Source organism: Luteolibacter sp. Y139, assembly GCF_038066715.1.
GTDB lineage: Bacteria > Verrucomicrobiota > Verrucomicrobiia > Verrucomicrobiales > Akkermansiaceae > Haloferula > Haloferula soli.
Genome location: NZ_JBBUKT010000010.1, coordinates 169,607 through 185,752, shown reverse-complemented (window position 1 = coordinate 185,752; position 16,146 = coordinate 169,607). Strand labels below are relative to the sequence as shown.

General features: G+C 61.6%; 14 protein-coding genes. 7 read left to right on the top strand and 7 right to left on the bottom strand.

Annotation, left to right across the window (positions count from 1 at the left end; translation table 11 throughout):
- The first annotated feature begins 174 nt into the window (after window positions 1-174).
- Complete coding sequence (locus WKV53_RS22080) at window positions 175-1,398, top strand: hypothetical protein (protein ID WP_341406983.1); 1,224 nt, start codon at window positions 175-177, stop codon at window positions 1,396-1,398.
- Between the two features lie 21 nt (window positions 1,399-1,419).
- Here the strand turns inward: WKV53_RS22080 and WKV53_RS22075 are convergent, their stop codons facing one another.
- Window positions 1,420-2,379 (bottom strand): helix-turn-helix transcriptional regulator, encoded by a 960-nt coding sequence (locus tag WKV53_RS22075; RefSeq protein ID WP_341406982.1) that lies wholly within the window; start codon window positions 2,377-2,379, stop codon window positions 1,420-1,422.
- 186 nt (window positions 2,380-2,565) lie between these two features.
- Here WKV53_RS22075 and WKV53_RS22070 point away from each other — a divergent pair, with 186 nt between their 5' ends.
- On the top strand, window positions 2,566-4,026 hold the full coding sequence (locus WKV53_RS22070) for a hypothetical protein (RefSeq protein WP_341406981.1): 1,461 nt from the start codon (window positions 2,566-2,568) through the stop codon (window positions 4,024-4,026).
- A 57-nt stretch (window positions 4,027-4,083) separates the two neighbouring features.
- On the opposite strand, the gene WKV53_RS22065 is transcribed toward WKV53_RS22070, so the two are convergent.
- Window positions 4,084-4,512, bottom strand: coding sequence for a dimethylsulfonioproprionate lyase family protein (locus WKV53_RS22065; protein ID WP_341406980.1), 429 nt, complete (start codon window positions 4,510-4,512; stop codon window positions 4,084-4,086).
- A 145-nt stretch (window positions 4,513-4,657) separates the two neighbouring features.
- Between WKV53_RS22065 and WKV53_RS22060 the strand changes: the two genes are divergently transcribed.
- Window positions 4,658-7,330 (top strand): MGH1-like glycoside hydrolase domain-containing protein, encoded by a 2,673-nt coding sequence (locus tag WKV53_RS22060; protein WP_341406979.1) that lies wholly within the window; start codon window positions 4,658-4,660, stop codon window positions 7,328-7,330.
- Between the two features lie 200 nt (window positions 7,331-7,530).
- On the opposite strand, the gene WKV53_RS22055 is transcribed toward WKV53_RS22060, so the two are convergent.
- Both WKV53_RS22055 and WKV53_RS22050 read right to left on the bottom strand, forming a co-directional pair.
- Window positions 7,531-10,287 (bottom strand): Amuc_1099 family pilus-like system protein, encoded by a 2,757-nt coding sequence (locus WKV53_RS22055; RefSeq protein WP_341406978.1) that lies wholly within the window; start codon window positions 10,285-10,287, stop codon window positions 7,531-7,533.
- Between the two features lie 15 nt (window positions 10,288-10,302).
- Window positions 10,303-10,839 (bottom strand): RNA polymerase sigma factor, encoded by a 537-nt coding sequence (locus WKV53_RS22050; protein WP_341406977.1) that lies wholly within the window; start codon window positions 10,837-10,839, stop codon window positions 10,303-10,305.
- Between the two features lie 115 nt (window positions 10,840-10,954).
- Between WKV53_RS22050 and WKV53_RS22045 the strand changes: the two genes are divergently transcribed.
- A complete protein-coding gene (locus WKV53_RS22045; protein WP_341406976.1) occupies window positions 10,955-11,554 on the top strand; it encodes a polysaccharide biosynthesis/export family protein in 600 nt (199 codons plus the stop codon).
- A 9-nt stretch (window positions 11,555-11,563) separates the two neighbouring features.
- Here the strand turns inward: WKV53_RS22045 and WKV53_RS22040 are convergent, their stop codons facing one another.
- Window positions 11,564-12,247, bottom strand: a complete 684-nt coding sequence (locus WKV53_RS22040; RefSeq protein ID WP_341406975.1) for a metal-dependent hydrolase — start codon at window positions 12,245-12,247, stop codon at window positions 11,564-11,566.
- A 117-nt stretch (window positions 12,248-12,364) separates the two neighbouring features.
- On the opposite strand from WKV53_RS22040, the gene WKV53_RS22035 reads away from it, so the two are divergent.
- Both WKV53_RS22035 and WKV53_RS22030 read left to right on the top strand, forming a co-directional pair.
- A complete protein-coding gene (locus tag WKV53_RS22035; RefSeq protein WP_341406974.1) occupies window positions 12,365-12,631 on the top strand; it encodes a DUF2164 domain-containing protein in 267 nt (88 codons plus the stop codon).
- A 13-nt stretch (window positions 12,632-12,644) separates the two neighbouring features.
- Window positions 12,645-12,890, top strand: coding sequence for a hypothetical protein (locus tag WKV53_RS22030; RefSeq protein WP_341406973.1), 246 nt, complete (start codon window positions 12,645-12,647; stop codon window positions 12,888-12,890).
- Between the two features lie 86 nt (window positions 12,891-12,976).
- On the opposite strand, the gene WKV53_RS22025 is transcribed toward WKV53_RS22030, so the two are convergent.
- Window positions 12,977-13,825 carry an FKBP-type peptidyl-prolyl cis-trans isomerase N-terminal domain-containing protein gene (locus WKV53_RS22025; RefSeq protein WP_341406972.1) on the bottom strand — a complete coding sequence of 283 codons (849 nt, stop codon included), beginning with the start codon at window positions 13,823-13,825 and terminating at the stop codon, window positions 12,977-12,979.
- A gap of 101 nt (window positions 13,826-13,926) precedes the next feature.
- Between WKV53_RS22025 and WKV53_RS22020 the strand changes: the two genes are divergently transcribed.
- Complete coding sequence (locus WKV53_RS22020) at window positions 13,927-14,793, top strand: GH25 family lysozyme (protein WP_341406971.1); 867 nt, start codon at window positions 13,927-13,929, stop codon at window positions 14,791-14,793.
- Between the two features lie 191 nt (window positions 14,794-14,984).
- Here the strand turns inward: WKV53_RS22020 and WKV53_RS22015 are convergent, their stop codons facing one another.
- The gene (locus WKV53_RS22015) at window positions 14,985-16,139 is read right to left on the bottom strand and encodes a 5-(carboxyamino)imidazole ribonucleotide synthase (protein WP_341406970.1); all 1,155 of its coding nucleotides are present in this window, start codon (window positions 16,137-16,139) and stop codon (window positions 14,985-14,987) included.
- Window positions 16,140-16,146: the final 7 nt, after the last annotated feature.

Below are 16,146 nucleotides of genomic sequence, written 5' to 3'. Positions count from 1 at the left end.
CTTCGTCCCAACGGGACGGCTCATAAAAGCCCGGCACAAAGTGCCGGGTAAACTGCCAATGATCATCGCGTGCTGAAAGCACGCCTCATGCGTCTGGCGGCGATATCCACCTTCCGATTCGCAGCCTTCCCTTCGCATCTCACGAGAAAGATCAAAAGCTCCGCCGGCACCCAAATGAAGCCCCGCACGTTCCTCCTGTTAGCCGCCATTGCAATCGGCAGCAGCGCCTTCGCTGAAGCGCTTCTTCCCGAGAAGCTCGCGGAGCAAAAGGCATACACCCGCAAGATGATCCCCTACCGGGATGGAGTGCTGGTAGAGTGCGATTCCCTCTACGCTCCCGCCCACGCCAGCTACATGTTCGCCCGCTTCGAGGCGAAAGAGCTGTCTCCCGTGAACATCGACGGCATTGAATTGCTCCTGGACGTGGGGACCGGCTCCAAGGGTCGCATCTTCCTCGGAGCGATTGAGCCAACCGAAGGCGAGCTGAAGGCAGTCATCTTGGGAGAAACGGCGGATGCCAAACTGCGACCTCTGCCGGTGCCTGACGAGTTTCACGCATTCTTCGCCACGGACTCGCCGTCCACCACCCCTCGGCTGATCGGCACGAATCACGAAGCAGCCGCTATCGTGGAAGACATCATATGGTGGCTGGAGGGTGAGACATGGAAGAGCCGGAAACTGCCCAAGGTTCCCAAGTTCCACGACGAATTCCTCACCGACCATCCCTACGGCGCCAATTGGTTCCTCGACGGCAACATTCTCTACGGCGGCTGGAATCACGGGGAGTGGGGCGGTGCCCTAGGCTCGATCGACCTCGGTGCCGCAGATTCCAAGTGGGTCCAACTGAGCGGAAAGCCCCTCAAAGACGACGCCGGAATACCCGAGAACAATCCGATCCAATCCATCATCTCACCCCGCAGCGGAGAACTCTGGGTGGCGACCGGCTTGTCCCACATGGGTGGCACATGGCGCGGCCTCTACCATCGTGAGCCTTCAGGGAAATGGCATACCTTGATCCACGGGGAATCTGATCGAGACCAAGGCGAATTGAAGCCTTTTGTCAGCGACATCAGTGGCCTGGCTCTGGGTAGGGAAAACTCTCTCTACGTCCTCGCCAGTGAAACCGGCATCTACCGCCTGACAGGAAAACAAGTCGAATGCCTCATCCCACATCAGTTCCGCGACTACTTGAACGGAATCGCCGTCGTTCCGAATGGCGACATTTACGTCTCCACGGATCGCTCCGGCGTTCTGGCTTTCCACAAGGCCGGCGACCAGTGGCACGGCAAGCAGATCGTCTTCGGCAAACAAGAAGAAGAAGAGAAGGACAATCCCGATAAGAAGCCCGACACCGACAGTCCCCCTGCTCCGCCCAAATCGCCCGCACAGGAGAAATAGGAATAGCGCCCTTCGCATCACTCACACCAGCGCCTCCTCCGCATACCTCTCCGCAATCGCCCGCGCCACTTCCCCCATTTTCTCCCGCAACTCCGGCGGATGCACCGCCTCCACCCGCGGACCGAAGCCTAACAGCCACTCCGCCATCCACGGGATCGAGAAGCTCAGCAGCTCCAGCTTCACCCGCCCATCCGCCTGCACTTCACTCGACACCGGCGTGCACGGCATCTCGTTGCGAAAGCGCTCCAAAGCCTCCCGCTCGATCAACACCGTCGCTGGCGTCAGCTCATGGCTCTCGATGTTCTCCTTCAGGAAATCCTTCACCGAGAATCCCGCGTGCCCCTCGAAGCACTCGCCAAGCACTTCCCAACGCGCCATCCGATCCAACCGGAAGTCCCGGAAATCGAACCGCATCCGGCACCACGCGATCAGGTGCCACTGCCGCGAATAAAAGATCAGCCCCACCGGCTCTACAATGCGATCCGTCAGCGCCCCGCGGTTCGCCGTATTATAGCGGATCGAAAGGCACAGCCGCCGCACAATCGCATCCTGGATCGGCATCAGCGACTCGCGCTTCACCCCATCATCCGGCCTGCGGAACCACACGCCCACCGCATCCTTCAGCCGGTTCAAGTAGTCCCGCTTCTCCTGCGGCAAGACCGAGCGCACCTTCAGCAAGGCCGCGCGCAGCGCCTGCTTCAGCGAATCATCCGCGATCTGCTCCGTCACCTCCCCGCTCATGAATAACGCCGCCGCCTCATCCTCCGTGAACATCACCGGCGGCATGTGATACCCGCGCACCAGGCTATATCCCACGCCCGGCTCCGCGACAATTGGCACCCCCGCCTCACCCAGCGCAGCCAGATCGCGATACACCGTCCGCACGCTGATCTCGAAATGCTCCGCGATCTGCTCGCCCGTGATCACCCGCTGCCCTTGCAGCAGCAGGATCATTCCGGTGAGGCGGTCGATACGGTTCATGGCGCGGCCTTCTTCTCCCCCAACGCCACTCCGCCCCTCAAGGCGAAATGCATTTCCCCTCCGCGATTCCCTGCCGCCAAGGCAAGGTCCAGGTGAATTTCATGTGAAGACAAAGGAAACACCCCGGTGAACGCCTCTCCCAAGATTGACACAAGTTTCCGCCCGTCTTCCATTCGTAGCGTCCCGATGCCTTATCACTCCTCCACGGTCTTCTGCCTCGGCCTCCTCTGCAGTCTGACCTCCCTCACCGTCGCCCAAACGACGACCCCGCGGCCCGTCATCGCGAAGGTCGAGATCATCTTCTCGATGGTGAGTCACTACAGTCACATCCCCGACCGGGTGAATTTCTATAACCTCAACGGCGTCCCCGCGGGAAACACCAACTACGCCGTTCCCCACCTCGTGTACGAACCCTCCGTCACCCTTTACAATCCCTACAACGAGTCGCTGACCATGCCCCGTTGCCGGGTCAGGATCTGTGACCCACCGGTCGGTTTCGCCTTCAAGAAAAACGATGTCTTCCTCCGCAGCGACTTCTCGAACGGAAACTTTCACGGGCTCGCCCGCTTCCAAATCGCCAACGAGACCGATCCGAACACCGAGAAAACCTTCACCTTGTCCTTGAGTTCCCCGAAGTCCGATGGAACTCCCGGAGAACCTGTCGTCCTCCAACCCGGCGAAAGCAAAACCTTCTCGGCTTGGGTCGAGAAAAACTGGACCTGGTCCTTTGAGAATAGCAGCATCTACATTCCGCGCTCCGTCTTCGATTGGAATGCCGGTAGCAACTTGACCAACCGGGACAATCGCACCTCGAACACTTTTGGCTTCGAAGCCATTGCCAATCCGCTCCCGCTTTCCGTCTTGAATGATCCGCGTGCAGGCTTTCAGACGGATTGTCTTTCCTACTACAACGGCAAGCGCCCGAACGCGTCGCGCTACAGCTTTGAAAGCTCCGACATGGGAGGGTCGGGCTGGGTGGCCATCAAGTTGGACGACACGGTCACCGTGCAGGCCAAGTCAATGAGAACCACGACTCTCCATCCCTTCTTCAAGGACTTCGAAGTCGACATGCTCAAGGGACAGGTGCAGGACGCTCAGAGCGACATCGCGCGGGAGTATTTCCTCAGCTTGGACGGGATCACCCAGGATAACCAGAACCCAGTGATCACTCGCACCTACCGGGTGGGAGACCTCCTGCAAACCCCGACGAACAAGACTTCCGGAGGCAAGTCTCCCTTCGCGAGATTCTCCATGGTAGCGAAGTCGGGTGCCCTGCGTGCCAATCGCTTTTACAGCTCTCCAGCCCTCCTTCCGAACGACCTCTACGAGTTGCAATTCGGCCAACTCATCGACTTCAATTCAGCGGGCCCTTCCGTGCCAAGCGATGCTCTCGCCTCCGCCACGCCCGTTGTCCATGGCGTTTCGCGCATCGGCAATACCCTGTTCATCGACTTCTCAGGCAGCGCGAACAAATTCGGCATCAACCCTTGGAAAATCCGCGGCAGCTCCTCTCTCGACGGAGGATTCAACGACAATCTCGACAGCGCCACCACCGTGGTCACCAGCATGTCCGCCTCCGGCATCTACAAGGCAATCATCGACATCTCCGGCCGCGGTGATCGCTACTTCGTGCGGATCGAGGAATAGCATCTCTCTCGATCCGCCTCCCGCCCGCTTTTCATGAAGCTCGGGGCCACGTCTTTCCTAGACGTAGTAAATCCCATGCTCCGCGCTGACCGCGCCCACTCGCTCCATATCCGGCCCGCCATCGCGATTGAACTCCTCCGCCATCCGGGAGAAGAACGTCTCAAACCCCGAGGGTGCCGTGTGGATGATCTGCTTCAGCGGCGTATCCCCCACATTCCGGAACGCGTGAACCGAGCCCCGCGGCATGAAGACCGCCGTGCCCGCCGGCACCTCCGCCCACTCACCATCCTGGAAAAACTCCGCCCGGCCCTCGACTACGTAAAACCACTCGTCCTCGTTCTCGTGCCGATGCGGCGGCGGTCCACCACCCGGAGCTGTCACATTCACGAACATCGTGTAGCTACCACCGGTCTGCTCGCCGGTCAGCAGGAAGGACGCGGTATCGCCGAAAGCGTGGTAAGTCTTGGCCTCGGCGGGCGGAATCACGGCAGGCGGAATCAGGGTCGAAGTGCTCATCAACCTCCGGCCTAACCGATTTTCCGCCCCTCGCAATCCGTTGTTTCTCATTTGGCACGAAAGACCCACACACTCTTTCTGGCAGAGTGCACGGTTCCTGCTCTACACCTCCGCCGTGACCCGCGAACAGGAACGTCTCCAGGAAGACGAAGGCCGTGCAAAGAACTGGAAACGCTGGGGGCCCTACCTCAGCGAGCGCCAGTGGGGCACCGTGCGCGAGGACTACTCGGAGCACGGCAATAGCTGGAGCGAGTTCCCCCACGACCACGCCCGCCGCCGCGCCTACCGCTGGGGCGAGGATGGCCTGAATGGCTGGTGCGACCGCCAGGGACGCCTCTGCTTCGCCCCCGCCCTCTGGAATGGCAAGGACACCATCCTCAAGGAACGCCTCTTCGGCCTCGGCGGCAATGAGGGAAACCACGGCGAGGACGTGAAGGAGTGCTACTACTACCTCGAGTCCACCCCCACCCACTCCTACACCAAGGCGCTCTACAAGTATCCACACGCCAAGTTCCCCTACTCGGAGATCCGCGAGCGGAATGCCGCTCTCGGCCGCGGCGGCCCCGAACTGGAGCTCGCCGACATGGGCATCTTCAATGACGGCCGCTACTTTGATGTCGTCCAGGAGGTCGCCAAGCGCTCGCCGGAAGACCTCCTCTGGCGCATCACCGTCACCAATCACGGCCCCGACCCCGCACCCATCCACGTGCTGCCGATGCTGTGGTTCCGCAATATCTGGAAATGGGGCAGCGACCGCGAGACGCCATTGAAGAAGCCCTCCATGGAACTCAAGGACGGCCGCATCCACGTCTCCCACGAGTCGCTCGGCGAATACTTCTTCTACGCCGATTCGCCGGACTGCGGCGACGCCAACTGGCTCTTCACTGAAAACGAGACCGACTACGCCTCCGTCTACGGCTACGGCTCTCCTGCCCCGCAGGTAAAGGATGCTTTCCACAAGCTCCTCATCCACGGCGACCGGAATGCCGTCGCGCCCTACCCCTCGGGCACAAAAGCCGCCGCGCACTTCGTTTTTAATGTGCCGCCCGGCCAGAGCATCACCATCCGCTGTCGCCTTCACACCGTGAAGAACGACAATGGCCTCGGCGGACTCGACCAATTCGACGAAACCTTCGCCGCACGCGTCGCAGAGTGCGACGAGTTCTACCACGAGGTCATTCCAAAGGGTCTCTCTCGAGACGAATACCTGATCTGCCGCCAAGGCTACGCCGGCCTGCTGTGGACGAAGCAATTCTATCACTACGTCATCGAAGACTGGCTGAAGGGTGACAAGGACGGCCCTGCACCACCAGCCGCACGGCTCGATGGCCGCAATCACGACTGGTCGCACTTCTTCGCACGCGATGTCCTCTCCATGCCGGACAAGTGGGAATATCCATGGTTCGCCGCGTGGGACTCCGCCTTCCACATGATCCCCTTCGCTGCGGTCGATCCGCACTTCGCGAAGGAGCAGCTCCTCCTGCTACTACGGGAATGGTACATGCACCCGAATGGCCAGCTCCCGGCCTACGAGTGGAACTTCTCCGATGTAAACCCACCCGTCCACGCATGGGCCGTATGGCGCGTGTATAAGATCGCCGACCCCAAGGGCAACCGCGACCTGCTCTTCTTGGAGCGCTGCTTCCAGAAGCTGCTGATGAACTTCACCTGGTGGGTGAATCGCAAGGACATGGAAGGCCGCCACGTCTTCGGCGGCGGCTTCCTCGGCCTCGACAATATCGGCGTCTTCGATCGCTCCCACGAGCTCCCCGACGGCGGCAAGCTCCACCAGGCCGATGGCACTGCATGGATGGCCTCCTACTGCCTGCTCATGCTCGCCATGGCACTGGAGCTAGCCGAAGAGAAGCCCGCCTACGAGGACATCGCATCGAAGTTCTTCGAGCACTTCGTCAATATCACCGACGCGATCAACTCGCTCGGCGGCACCGGCCTGTGGGACGAGCGCGATGGCTTCTACTACGACCAGCTCATCGTGAATCACGATGAGCCGCTGCCACTGCGCATCCGCTCGCTCGTCGGCCTCCTCCCCATGTGCGCCGTTACCGTCCTGAAGCAGACGAAGATCGAAAAGCTCAAGGGCTTCCGCAGCCGCATGGACTGGTTCCTCTCCAGCCGCCCGGATATCCTGAAATACATCAGCGTCCGCCGCCCGAATGATGACAAGAAATCCGCCCTCTGCCTGCTCGCCATTCCCTCGGAAGTCCAGCTCCGCAAGACCTTGCGCCGGATGTTAGACCCGGAAGAGTTCCTTTCGAAATACGGCATCCGCTCCTTGAGCAAGGCCCACGGCAAGGAGCCCTTCGTCTTCGAACACGGCGGCGAGCGCAATGAAGTGACCTACACACCCGGCGAATCCGACACCGGCATGTTCGGCGGCAACTCGAACTGGCGCGGCCCCATCTGGTTCCCCACGAACTTCCTCATCATCGAGGCGCTCGAGCGCTACCACCACTTCTACGGCGATAGCTTCAAGATCGAGTACCCCACCCGCTCCGGCGTGGAGAAGACCCTGCGTGAAGTCGCCATCGACCTCTGCGACCGCCTCATCGCCCTCTTCTGCCCCGGCCAGGACGGCAGCCGCCCCTGCTTCGGCGGAGCCAATCGCTACCGCGACGTCCCCCACTGGCAGGATCTCCTCCTCTTCCACGAATACTTCCACGCCGAAACCGGCGAAGGCCTCGGCGCCTCCCACCAAACCGGCTGGACCTCACTCGTCGTGAAACTCGTCAAAGACCGCCGCGAGAAACTCTGCGAAGGCGGAATGTAAAACACTGGGAGCGCGGAATTCATTCCGCCCGACAACCGACAGCGTCCCTAAGGGGCTAAATAGAATAAGTTCCGGGCAAGCGCAGCGCAGCCCCATAAGGGGTGTCGACGTTCCGTCGACACGGTGTGAACGGCGCGCCCACATTCCTCATGGCGCAACAGGGGGCGAAGCGTCGCAACACCTCGCCCCCGCACACCCAACTACTCCCCACTCGCCTTCAGAATCTCACGAGTGACCACCTCCCCATTCGCGCCTTTGCTTTCGACCACCACACCCTGCGGAGTCACATCCTTCAGGAAATACTCCTTCCCGCTCGGATCCCCCGGCAGCTTGAACGAGGTCCGTTCTTCGACCGCCATCTCCTGGTCACCCGACTTCAAGATCGCCGTGCGGTCATAGTAGGCCTTCCCCTTCAGCTCCGCATCCGGCAAGCCAGCCCGAGACTCATACCTCGTACCCTTCTTGTTCGGCTTCAAATCCTCATAGATCGCAATCTTCACCTCTTGGGTGAGCTTGGTTTTCTCACTTGTGACATTTCTCATCTCAAGGCCGATGAACTTGAAGCGATCGGCAAACACGCCGTCCTTGAAGAAGGTATCGCCCAAGTCCAGCATCTCAAGCGCACTAACACGATTCTCGAGGACCTTGTGGCCCGATGTGAGCCCTGTGAGCCTGGGTGCCCACTTCCCTCCCGCCTCGAAGCCGAACATCACATACCACTGGATCGACTCATCCTTGAGATAGCTTACGCCCTCGAGCGCATCAACCTGCGGCTCCGCCGTCACCATCGGCGGCAACGCAAAGCGCCCATGCTTGGCCACCATCTCAATGAACTCCGACCGCTGCTCCCGCGGATCATCCGCCACCGCCGGACGTGCGATCTCCACCACCTTCTGCCAAGCCACGTCCGCCATCTCCGGCATCTCCCGCAGTTTCATCCCGAAAAGAGCCACCGCCGAAGCAAAGCGGAAATCATGACCTGCCTTTTCCCACGGCTGCGGCTCACCCTTCAACGGTGTCTCGATCAATTGGCTCACCTCGCCCTCGGGATGCTTGTAGCGCAGCTTCAGCGTCAGCCAATCATCACTCGGCACTACCTCCTTCTTCTCCGCCGTCTTCTGATAGCGCAGGCCATCCACGTTCCCCGTGTTCGGCATCGCCACCCCCGGCGGCACGATTTCATAAAACGCGGTCACCGTATGCCCCGCGCCGATGTCCCCGGCATCTACCTTGTCATTGTTGAAATCCTCATGGCGCAAGATCCGGTTCGCATACCCGATCAGACGATACGCCTGCACCTTCCCCGGATTGAACTCCACCTGGATCTTCACATCCTTCGCAATCGTCACCAGTGTCCCCGTCAGCTTCTGTAGGAACACACGGCGTGCCTCCTGATCGCCATCGATGTAGAAGTAATTCCCGTCCGCATCGTTGGTGATCGCTTCCAGCATCGCATCATTGAAATTGCCAGTGCCGAAGCCCACCACACTCAGGCTCACGCCCTTCGCCGCGCCCTGCTTCACGAGGTTCACCAGATCGCCTTGACCCGTGGTGCCCACATTGAAGTCACCATCGGTGGCAAGGATCACCCGGTTCACACCGCCGGGCACCATGTTCTTCGACGCCATCTCATAGGCGCGCTTGATCCCCGCCCCGCCATTGGTCGAGCCCCCGGCCTCAAGCTTTTCAATCGCCTGGATCGCCGCGGACAAGCCACGCTCATCCAGCTTCGTCGGATCCAGCACCACACCCTCGCTGCCAGCGTAGACCACGATGCCAAGCCGGTCCCGCTCATCGAGCTGATCTAACAGCACCCGCATCGAGCGTTTCAGCAGCGGCAACTTGTCTGGTTCCTGCATCGACCCGGAAACATCGATCAAGAACACCAGATTCGAAGCCGGCCGGGCCTTCGCTTCGATTTCACGCCCCTTGATCGCCACCCGGGCGAGCAAGTGCTGCGGACTCCACGGACAAGTCGCCAGCGTGCCATGAACCGCGAATGGCCCATCACCCTTCGGACCCTCATAGCGGTAGTCGAAGTAGTTCACCAGTTCCTCAATCCGCACCGCATCCGCAGGCACCGGGCGACCCTCCATCAGCATCCGCCGGACATTCGTGTAGGAAGCCGTATCGACATCGATCGAAAAGGTCGAAAGCGCATCCTGCCACGGCGACTTCCACGGCTGGTCCACGAGACGGCCGTAGTTCTCGCGGGACTGTCCATCGTCAACAGCAAGCCTTGGGTCCCTAGACCGCCCCAGCGCTTCTTCCGGCGCCTTGGCCTTGTCAAGCGAGGCCGGGCCACTCCCCAACCACCACACGTTGGGAATGGGCTTCGAAGGCCTCGCAGCCACAGCAGGCCCGGATCCCGCACCTGTACTCCTTCCCCCTCCCGCACCGCCGCCGAGACCAAGCCCCGCAGCCGGCGCAGGCGCGGCGTCCGTCCCTCCGGAAAGCGCAGCGCTGTCGTCACTGGCGAACGGGTCAGCCACAGGCCCTGTGTTCATCGCCAAGCTTCCGCCGGAGGCAAATGGATCCGCCTCAAGCGCAACCTCGGGACCCGAAGCCGCCTCGGGCAACACCAGCTCTGTCGAGCGATCGCTCCCGATCTTTTTGAAAACGTGGCCCGCCTCCTTCGCGATCCTCTTGTGCGCTTCCACGGCGGGGTCATACGAAGCCCTGAATGTTTGGGCATCCCTCTTCGCCAGCACCTGCGCTCCCGAGGGAAGCTGGTGCGTCTGCCAGGTGATCACGCCGATGGACAATACCACCACCGCCGCAGCAGCCGCCGACCAGATCATCGCCCGCGGGCTTCTCTGCCGCCGGTGCGCAGGCGCTTTCCCGACATCCAGCCGGGCCTCGATGCCTTGCAGCAATTCATCGTCCGCCTTGCCACGCGCTTGCTCGCGCAGCAGCGAGTCGAGCAGACGATCATTCGGATCTTCAGAAGGATTCATGGGAAAAGAAAAGGGTCAGTTGTTTTTCGAGAGACACAGCCGCAGCGCCTCGCGGGCGCGCTCCAGGCGCTTGCGAAAGGCGGCAGCATTCAGGGACAGCATCGAGGCGGCCTCGTCGCTGGTACGACCTTCATCGTAGGTCGCGCGCAGCGCCTCGGCCATCGGCTCGGGCAGCTTCTCCCGGCACTCGGCCAGCCGGGCGAAAAGAGCGGCATCCCCACCGGAATGAGGAGCCAGCGTTTCCTCCAGATGCGAGAGCGCCGCTTCGTCAAAGGGCACCTCCCGCGCATGGAGCCGGCAGTGTTCGCGCCACTTGTTGCGCACGATCCCGCGCATCCACGCGGCGAAGTCCCGGGTCACTTCGAATTTCCCGACACTCTGCCACGCCGCGACGAAAGCGTCCTGCACCAGCTCTCGCGCCGTGCTCTCCGCCCCGGCCAGGGCCCGGGCGTAGGATAGCAGCGTCAGGTGATGCAGGCGGACGAGTTCGGTGAAGCGTTGCCGGTCCATCGGTTCAGGCGGGGATAGGGCGAGGGCTTGCATGGCTTTCATAGGGCATTGCCAGCAGGGCTCCGGATTGTGACATAAATCTTTCCATCATCGCGCGAATGACGAGGCGGAAAGATTGACTTGCCCAAATAAACTTTGCCACACAAAGTTCATGCCGATGAAAGCAGCCCTGTTCCTCTCGATGGTCCTTTCCATCTCCCCCGCCCTCGCCGGCCTCGAGCCCGGCGACACTGTGAAAATCAGCCTCCTCGGCGTGGAAGGCGACGAGCAAGCCAAGGTGAACGGCCAATACCGCATCGGCGAATCCGGCACCATCGCCATGCCCCTGCTGGACAAGCCCGTCACCGCCCGCGGCCTGAATGCTGAGCAACTCGCCCGCGCCATCGAGGCCGCCTACCGCGCCGAGCAGATCTACACCAAGCCCTCCATCCAGGCCGAGGTCTTGAAGGGAGTCATCGTCGATCCCAACGAGACCATCGTCAGCATCGGCGGCCAGGTGCGGAAGGCAGGCCAAACCACCTTCCGCAAGGGCATGACCGTCATCCTGGCCATCGACGCCGCTGGCGGCCGCAATGACTTCGGCAGCCGCAACGTCGTCCTGCTCCGGGCCGGCAAGCAATACTGCCTCGATTTCCACAACCTGAAGCACAAGAACATCGAGCTCCTGCCCAATGACTCGCTCCAAGTGGAACAAAAAGGCGTGATCGACCGCTGGAAAGGTGACGATGAGACGGTCAAGCCACTGATCTCGAAGTAGCAGCCAGCCTCACATCCCCATCGTCTCCCCGATCGCCGGCAGCAGCAGCTCCACACCCCTCTTCGCGAACTCCCCGGCCGCGATCTTCCGGTCGATCATGATCGGCGGGAAGGTATCGTAGTGGACCCCCACCACGTGCTTCGCCCCCACCCACTCCGCAGCGAGCGCAGCATCCGCAGGCCCCATCGTGAAATTGTCCCCGATGCACATCACCGCGAAATCCAGCGAGTGCATCTCGCCTAACAGCTTCATGTCCGCATGTAACGCCGTGTCACCCGAAACATAGAAGCACCCGTGCGGCGTCTCGATCACAAAGCCCCCCGGGTTCCCGCCATAGCTCCCATCCGGCAACACCGACGAGTGGATGGCATTCACCAGTTTCACGCGGCCGAAGGGAAAATTGAAGCCACCTCCCAGATTCATCGGATGCGCCTTCTCGATCCCCTTCGCCCCATACCACGACACGATCTCGAAATTCGAAATCAGCGTCGCCCCGGTGCGCTTCAGGATCCGCTCCGCATCCGCCACGTGATCCTCATGCCCATGCGTCAGCAGCACGTAGTCCGCCGGAATCACATCCACATCCACCGCCTTTGCGAGGCCGTTCGGCGTAATGAATGGGTCGAAGAGAAGGCGGGTGCCGCAGGCGAGTTCGATGCCGACACAGGCGTGTCCGTAGTAAGTGAGCTTCATCGTTCCCCAGAAAACAAAAAGGCCCGCGGGGATCAAGAGCCTCGTCATCCACAGGCACACTCCGGAAGCCCCCGACTGCAGCCTTGATGCATCCACCCCGCCGCCGCATCCTGAGCCATGCCAGTCCGCTTGACGCCTGATCAACGCAAGAAAGCAATCCAGTCCATCGGTCGCTATCTCGAAAAGGAACTGGAGCAGGACATCGGCGAAATGCAGGCCGGCTTCCTGTTAGACTACATCCTCACGGAGATTGCACCCATCGCCTACAACCAAGGCGTCAGCGATGCCCGGCGCTTCGTCGAAGAAAAGCTGCTGGACCTGTCCGGCACCTGCTTCGAGCACGAGTTCAGCTTTTGGAACCAAGGGACAGGCAAACGGAAATAACCAACCCTTTCCCATGAGTCAGTCGGAATCCTTCGAGGCCCTTGCCAGCCATGTTCGCGAGAAGCTGCAGGAAGAACCGGAGTTTTACATCCGGACCCTGACTCTGGAGGAGACATTTGGGCTCGTAGATCCCTGGTTTCAGGACTTCCGGCGCTGGGTGGCCGATCACGGGCAGCCGTTCTATTTCCGCATGGGGTGGCAACGTTCGGATGGCCACCAATCGGGACACGTCGACTTCGCCGTTTCGGACTTCAAGTGATGAGCACCCGCGTAGCGCGGAAAACAAAAAGGCCCGCAGGGATAGTGAATCCCCGCAGGCCGGAAAAAAAACATTAGCGGTCGTGCTTACTCGCCCTCGGGAGCACCTCCCGGTGCGGCACCTTCAGGAAGCGGGAATGGCATTTCGCCGTGCGGGTTCTCCGGAGCGTCCTGGATCTTCACCAGCTCGAGTTCGAAGATCAGCGCGCTGTTCGGCGCGATCTCGGCGCTGCGGCGTTGGTCACCGTAGGCCATTTCGCTCGGGATGAAGAGCTTCCACTTCGCACCCACCGGCATGGTGGTGAGCGCTTCCTTGAAGCCCTCGATCACCTGCATGCCCATCGGCACCGGCTCGCCTTCAGGAGAAGCGTCGAATTCGGTGCCATCGATCAGCGTGCCCTTGTAGTGCACCATGAACTGCTTCTCCGGCTCGCCTTCCTTCGGCGCCACGTATTTCTCGTCGCCGCCCTTCTTGAGCACTTCGTATTGGAGGCCGCTCTTGGTCGTGGTCACGCCGGAACGCTTGCCGTTCTCAGCGAGGAACTTCTTGCTGGCCTCGAGATTCTTCGCGGCACCTTCCTTCTCGCGACCTTGCAGCAGTTCGCCGAGCGCCTGCATCGCATTCTTCAGGTCATCCTCGGAGACTTCCGGCTTGTCGCCCTTGAAGGCGGCCATGAAACCCTTGAGGAAGGACTCGTTTTCAATGTCCGCCGGCGTGATGCCGAACTGGCCATACTGCTGCGCAAATTCACCACCGGCACGGAAACCCAGGCCGTAGGACGATTGGGTCTTCACCTTCGCCGGGTCGATCGGCGCGGCTGGCGCGGCCGGAGCCTCTTCGGCGGTTTTCTCAGCGGGCGCTTCCTTCTGGGCGGCCGCCGGAATCAGGGTGGCGAGACCGAAAGCCAGCACGCCGGGAGTGAGGTGGAATTTCATAGGGGCGGGGAGGCTAGGGGCGAAAATCCCGGTTGTCGAGCGACGCCTTTCGCCGCGAACCGCCCCTCGACACGGCCCACAGCGGCGTGTTTGGCTGTGGCATGAAAACCCCTGCCCTCTTCCTCCTGACGGCCCTGTTCCTCACTTCCTGCGGGGGCGGCGGCTTCGGCGGCACCAGCGTTTCCGGCTCCCCCGCCGTCCTCAATGTCTCCGGCTGGGACCCGAAGGAACGCCAGCGCGGCGGCGACGGCTACACCCAGCACGATCTCTCCGCCCTCCGGCGAAATGGCGCCCTCGGCCTCATCGCCCGCTCCGCCAAGGGCCCGCTGCTCGATGACAAATTCGGCGACTTCCTGAGTTCAGCCGACCGCCAGGGCCTCATGCTCGGCGCCTATCATTTCGTCACCATGAATCAGGATCCTGCCGCACAGGCGGACTCCTTTGTCGACCGCGTCCGCGCCACCGCCCGCAGCCGGGGGATCTCCTCGCGGAAGATCCTCCTCGTCGGCGATTTCGACAATGCCTCCTCACCGGAGCGCCTCGTCAAATTCATCCGCCGCGTGGAACAGCGCACCGGCGTGACCCCCGTGACCTATCTGGAAAACAGCGCGCGGCTCCGCAACAGCCTGAACGGAGCCAATCCCGCCCAGAAATCCGTGATCCGTCGTTCCCCCTACTGGATCGCCCTCTACAGCCCCGCCGGCACCGAGCGCTCCATGGGCTCGAACAACCTCACCCCCGACGAGCTGACGAAACAATACGGCATCTGGGACGAGTGGGCCATGTGGCAATACGGCGGCGTCGTCTGGCAAAACGGCCACTCCACCCCCAAGCACTACAACACCGGCTCCTGGCCCAGCCCCCGCTACTTCGGCAACATGGCCCACCCCATGGAGCGGAACGTCTTCAAAGGCGACGAAGGCGACCTCCAAGCCTTCTGGAACCAGCACGGCTGGGCATGGTGGTAACCGGAGTGCCAAAGGTGAGTCTCTTCTTCATCACAGCGCGCCGCTCCTCATCACAAGAAGTCGCATCACGCATTCTTCGTCCCAACGGGACGGTTCATAAAAGCCTGGCACGAAGTGCCAGGTAAGCCACGCAAGCGCTCGGTCTCCCAACTGGAGACCTCATGCGGAGTGCGGCGGTCTACCCCCAAGCCTCACCTCCCGCCCCTCAACAACTCCGCCTTGATCACCTCCGCCCGCTTCAACGCATCCTCCACATCGCTCCCGAGGAAATTCGCATGCCCCATCTTCCGGCGTCCCACCGCGCGCCGCTTCCCATAGAGATGCAGGAACGCCGACCCATCCGCAAACAACGGCGTCCAATCCGGTGCCACCGATTCATCCGGCCACATGTCGCCTAACAGGTTCAACATCACCACCGGCGACAACAACTTCGGCGATCCCGCCGGCAGCCCACAGATGATCCGCACCTGCTGCTCGAATTGCGATGTCGCACACGCATCCAGCGTGTGGTGACCCGAGTTGTGCGGGCGCGGTGCCATCTCGTTCACCAGCAGCGAACCATCCGGCAGATGGAAAAACTCCACCCCCATGATGCCGTCGTATTGGAGCGCATCCGCCACTTGGCAAGCGATCACCTTGGCCTCCGCCAGCACCGCGGGACCCACCCGCGCCGGCACGATTGAAACATCGAGGATATGATGACGATGACGGTTCTCCGCCGGATCATACGCCACCACCGACCCATCAGCCGAGCGCGCCACCATCACCGACAGCTCACGCTCGAATGGAATGAAGGCCTCCAGCACCGCACGGTCCGTCCCGAAGTTCGCCCACACCTCCGCGAGATCTTCCTCGCCCGTCAGCTTCTGCTGCCCCTTCCCATCGTAGCCGAAAGCCGCAGTCTTCAGCACCGCCGGCGTTCCAATCTCGCCAAGCGCCTTCGCCAGTTCATCGGCAGACGCCACCACCGCAAACGGCGCGCACGGAATCCCATGCTCTTTTAAGAAAGTCTTCTCCCGCTCGCGATGCTGGCAGATCGCCACCGCATTCGGCGACGGATGCAGCGCGATCTTCGCCGCCACCGCCTCCATCGTCTCGCGAGGGATGTTCTCGAACTCCACCGTCGCCACCGCAGCCTTCGCCACGAACTGCTCCAGCGCTTCCGCCGAATCAAACGGCAGATCAATCGCCTCGTCCGCCACCACGATCGCCGGAGCCTCGAGGCCACCGGTCCACACCAGCGTGCGATAGCCCATGCGCCGGGCCTCCATGCAGAACATCCGGCCAAGCTGGCCGCCGCCGAGAATGCCGAGCACCGAGCCCGGCGGAATGATAGGAGCAGTCACTGACAAA

Coding starts and splice junctions, on each gene's coding strand:
- WKV53_RS22040 (WP_341406975.1), bottom strand. CDS start 12,247: ATGAAGCTCACTTACTACGGACACGCCTGTGTCGGCATCGAACTCGCC.
- WKV53_RS22025 (WP_341406972.1), bottom strand. CDS start 13,825: ATGAAATTCCACCTCACTCCCGGCGTGCTGGCTTTCGGTCTCGCCACC.
- WKV53_RS22050 (WP_341406977.1), bottom strand. CDS start 10,839: ATGAAAGCCATGCAAGCCCTCGCCCTATCCCCGCCTGAACCGATGGAC.
- WKV53_RS22035 (WP_341406974.1), top strand. CDS start 12,365: ATGCCAGTCCGCTTGACGCCTGATCAACGCAAGAAAGCAATCCAGTCC.
- WKV53_RS22020 (WP_341406971.1), top strand. CDS start 13,927: ATGAAAACCCCTGCCCTCTTCCTCCTGACGGCCCTGTTCCTCACTTCC.
- WKV53_RS22030 (WP_341406973.1), top strand. CDS start 12,645: ATGAGTCAGTCGGAATCCTTCGAGGCCCTTGCCAGCCATGTTCGCGAG.
- WKV53_RS22045 (WP_341406976.1), top strand. CDS start 10,955: ATGAAAGCAGCCCTGTTCCTCTCGATGGTCCTTTCCATCTCCCCCGCC.
- WKV53_RS22075 (WP_341406982.1), bottom strand. CDS start 2,379: ATGAACCGTATCGACCGCCTCACCGGAATGATCCTGCTGCTGCAAGGG.
- WKV53_RS22055 (WP_341406978.1), bottom strand. CDS start 10,287: ATGAATCCTTCTGAAGATCCGAATGATCGTCTGCTCGACTCGCTGCTG.
- WKV53_RS22070 (WP_341406981.1), top strand. CDS start 2,566: ATGCCTTATCACTCCTCCACGGTCTTCTGCCTCGGCCTCCTCTGCAGT.
- WKV53_RS22080 (WP_341406983.1), top strand. CDS start 175: ATGAAGCCCCGCACGTTCCTCCTGTTAGCCGCCATTGCAATCGGCAGC.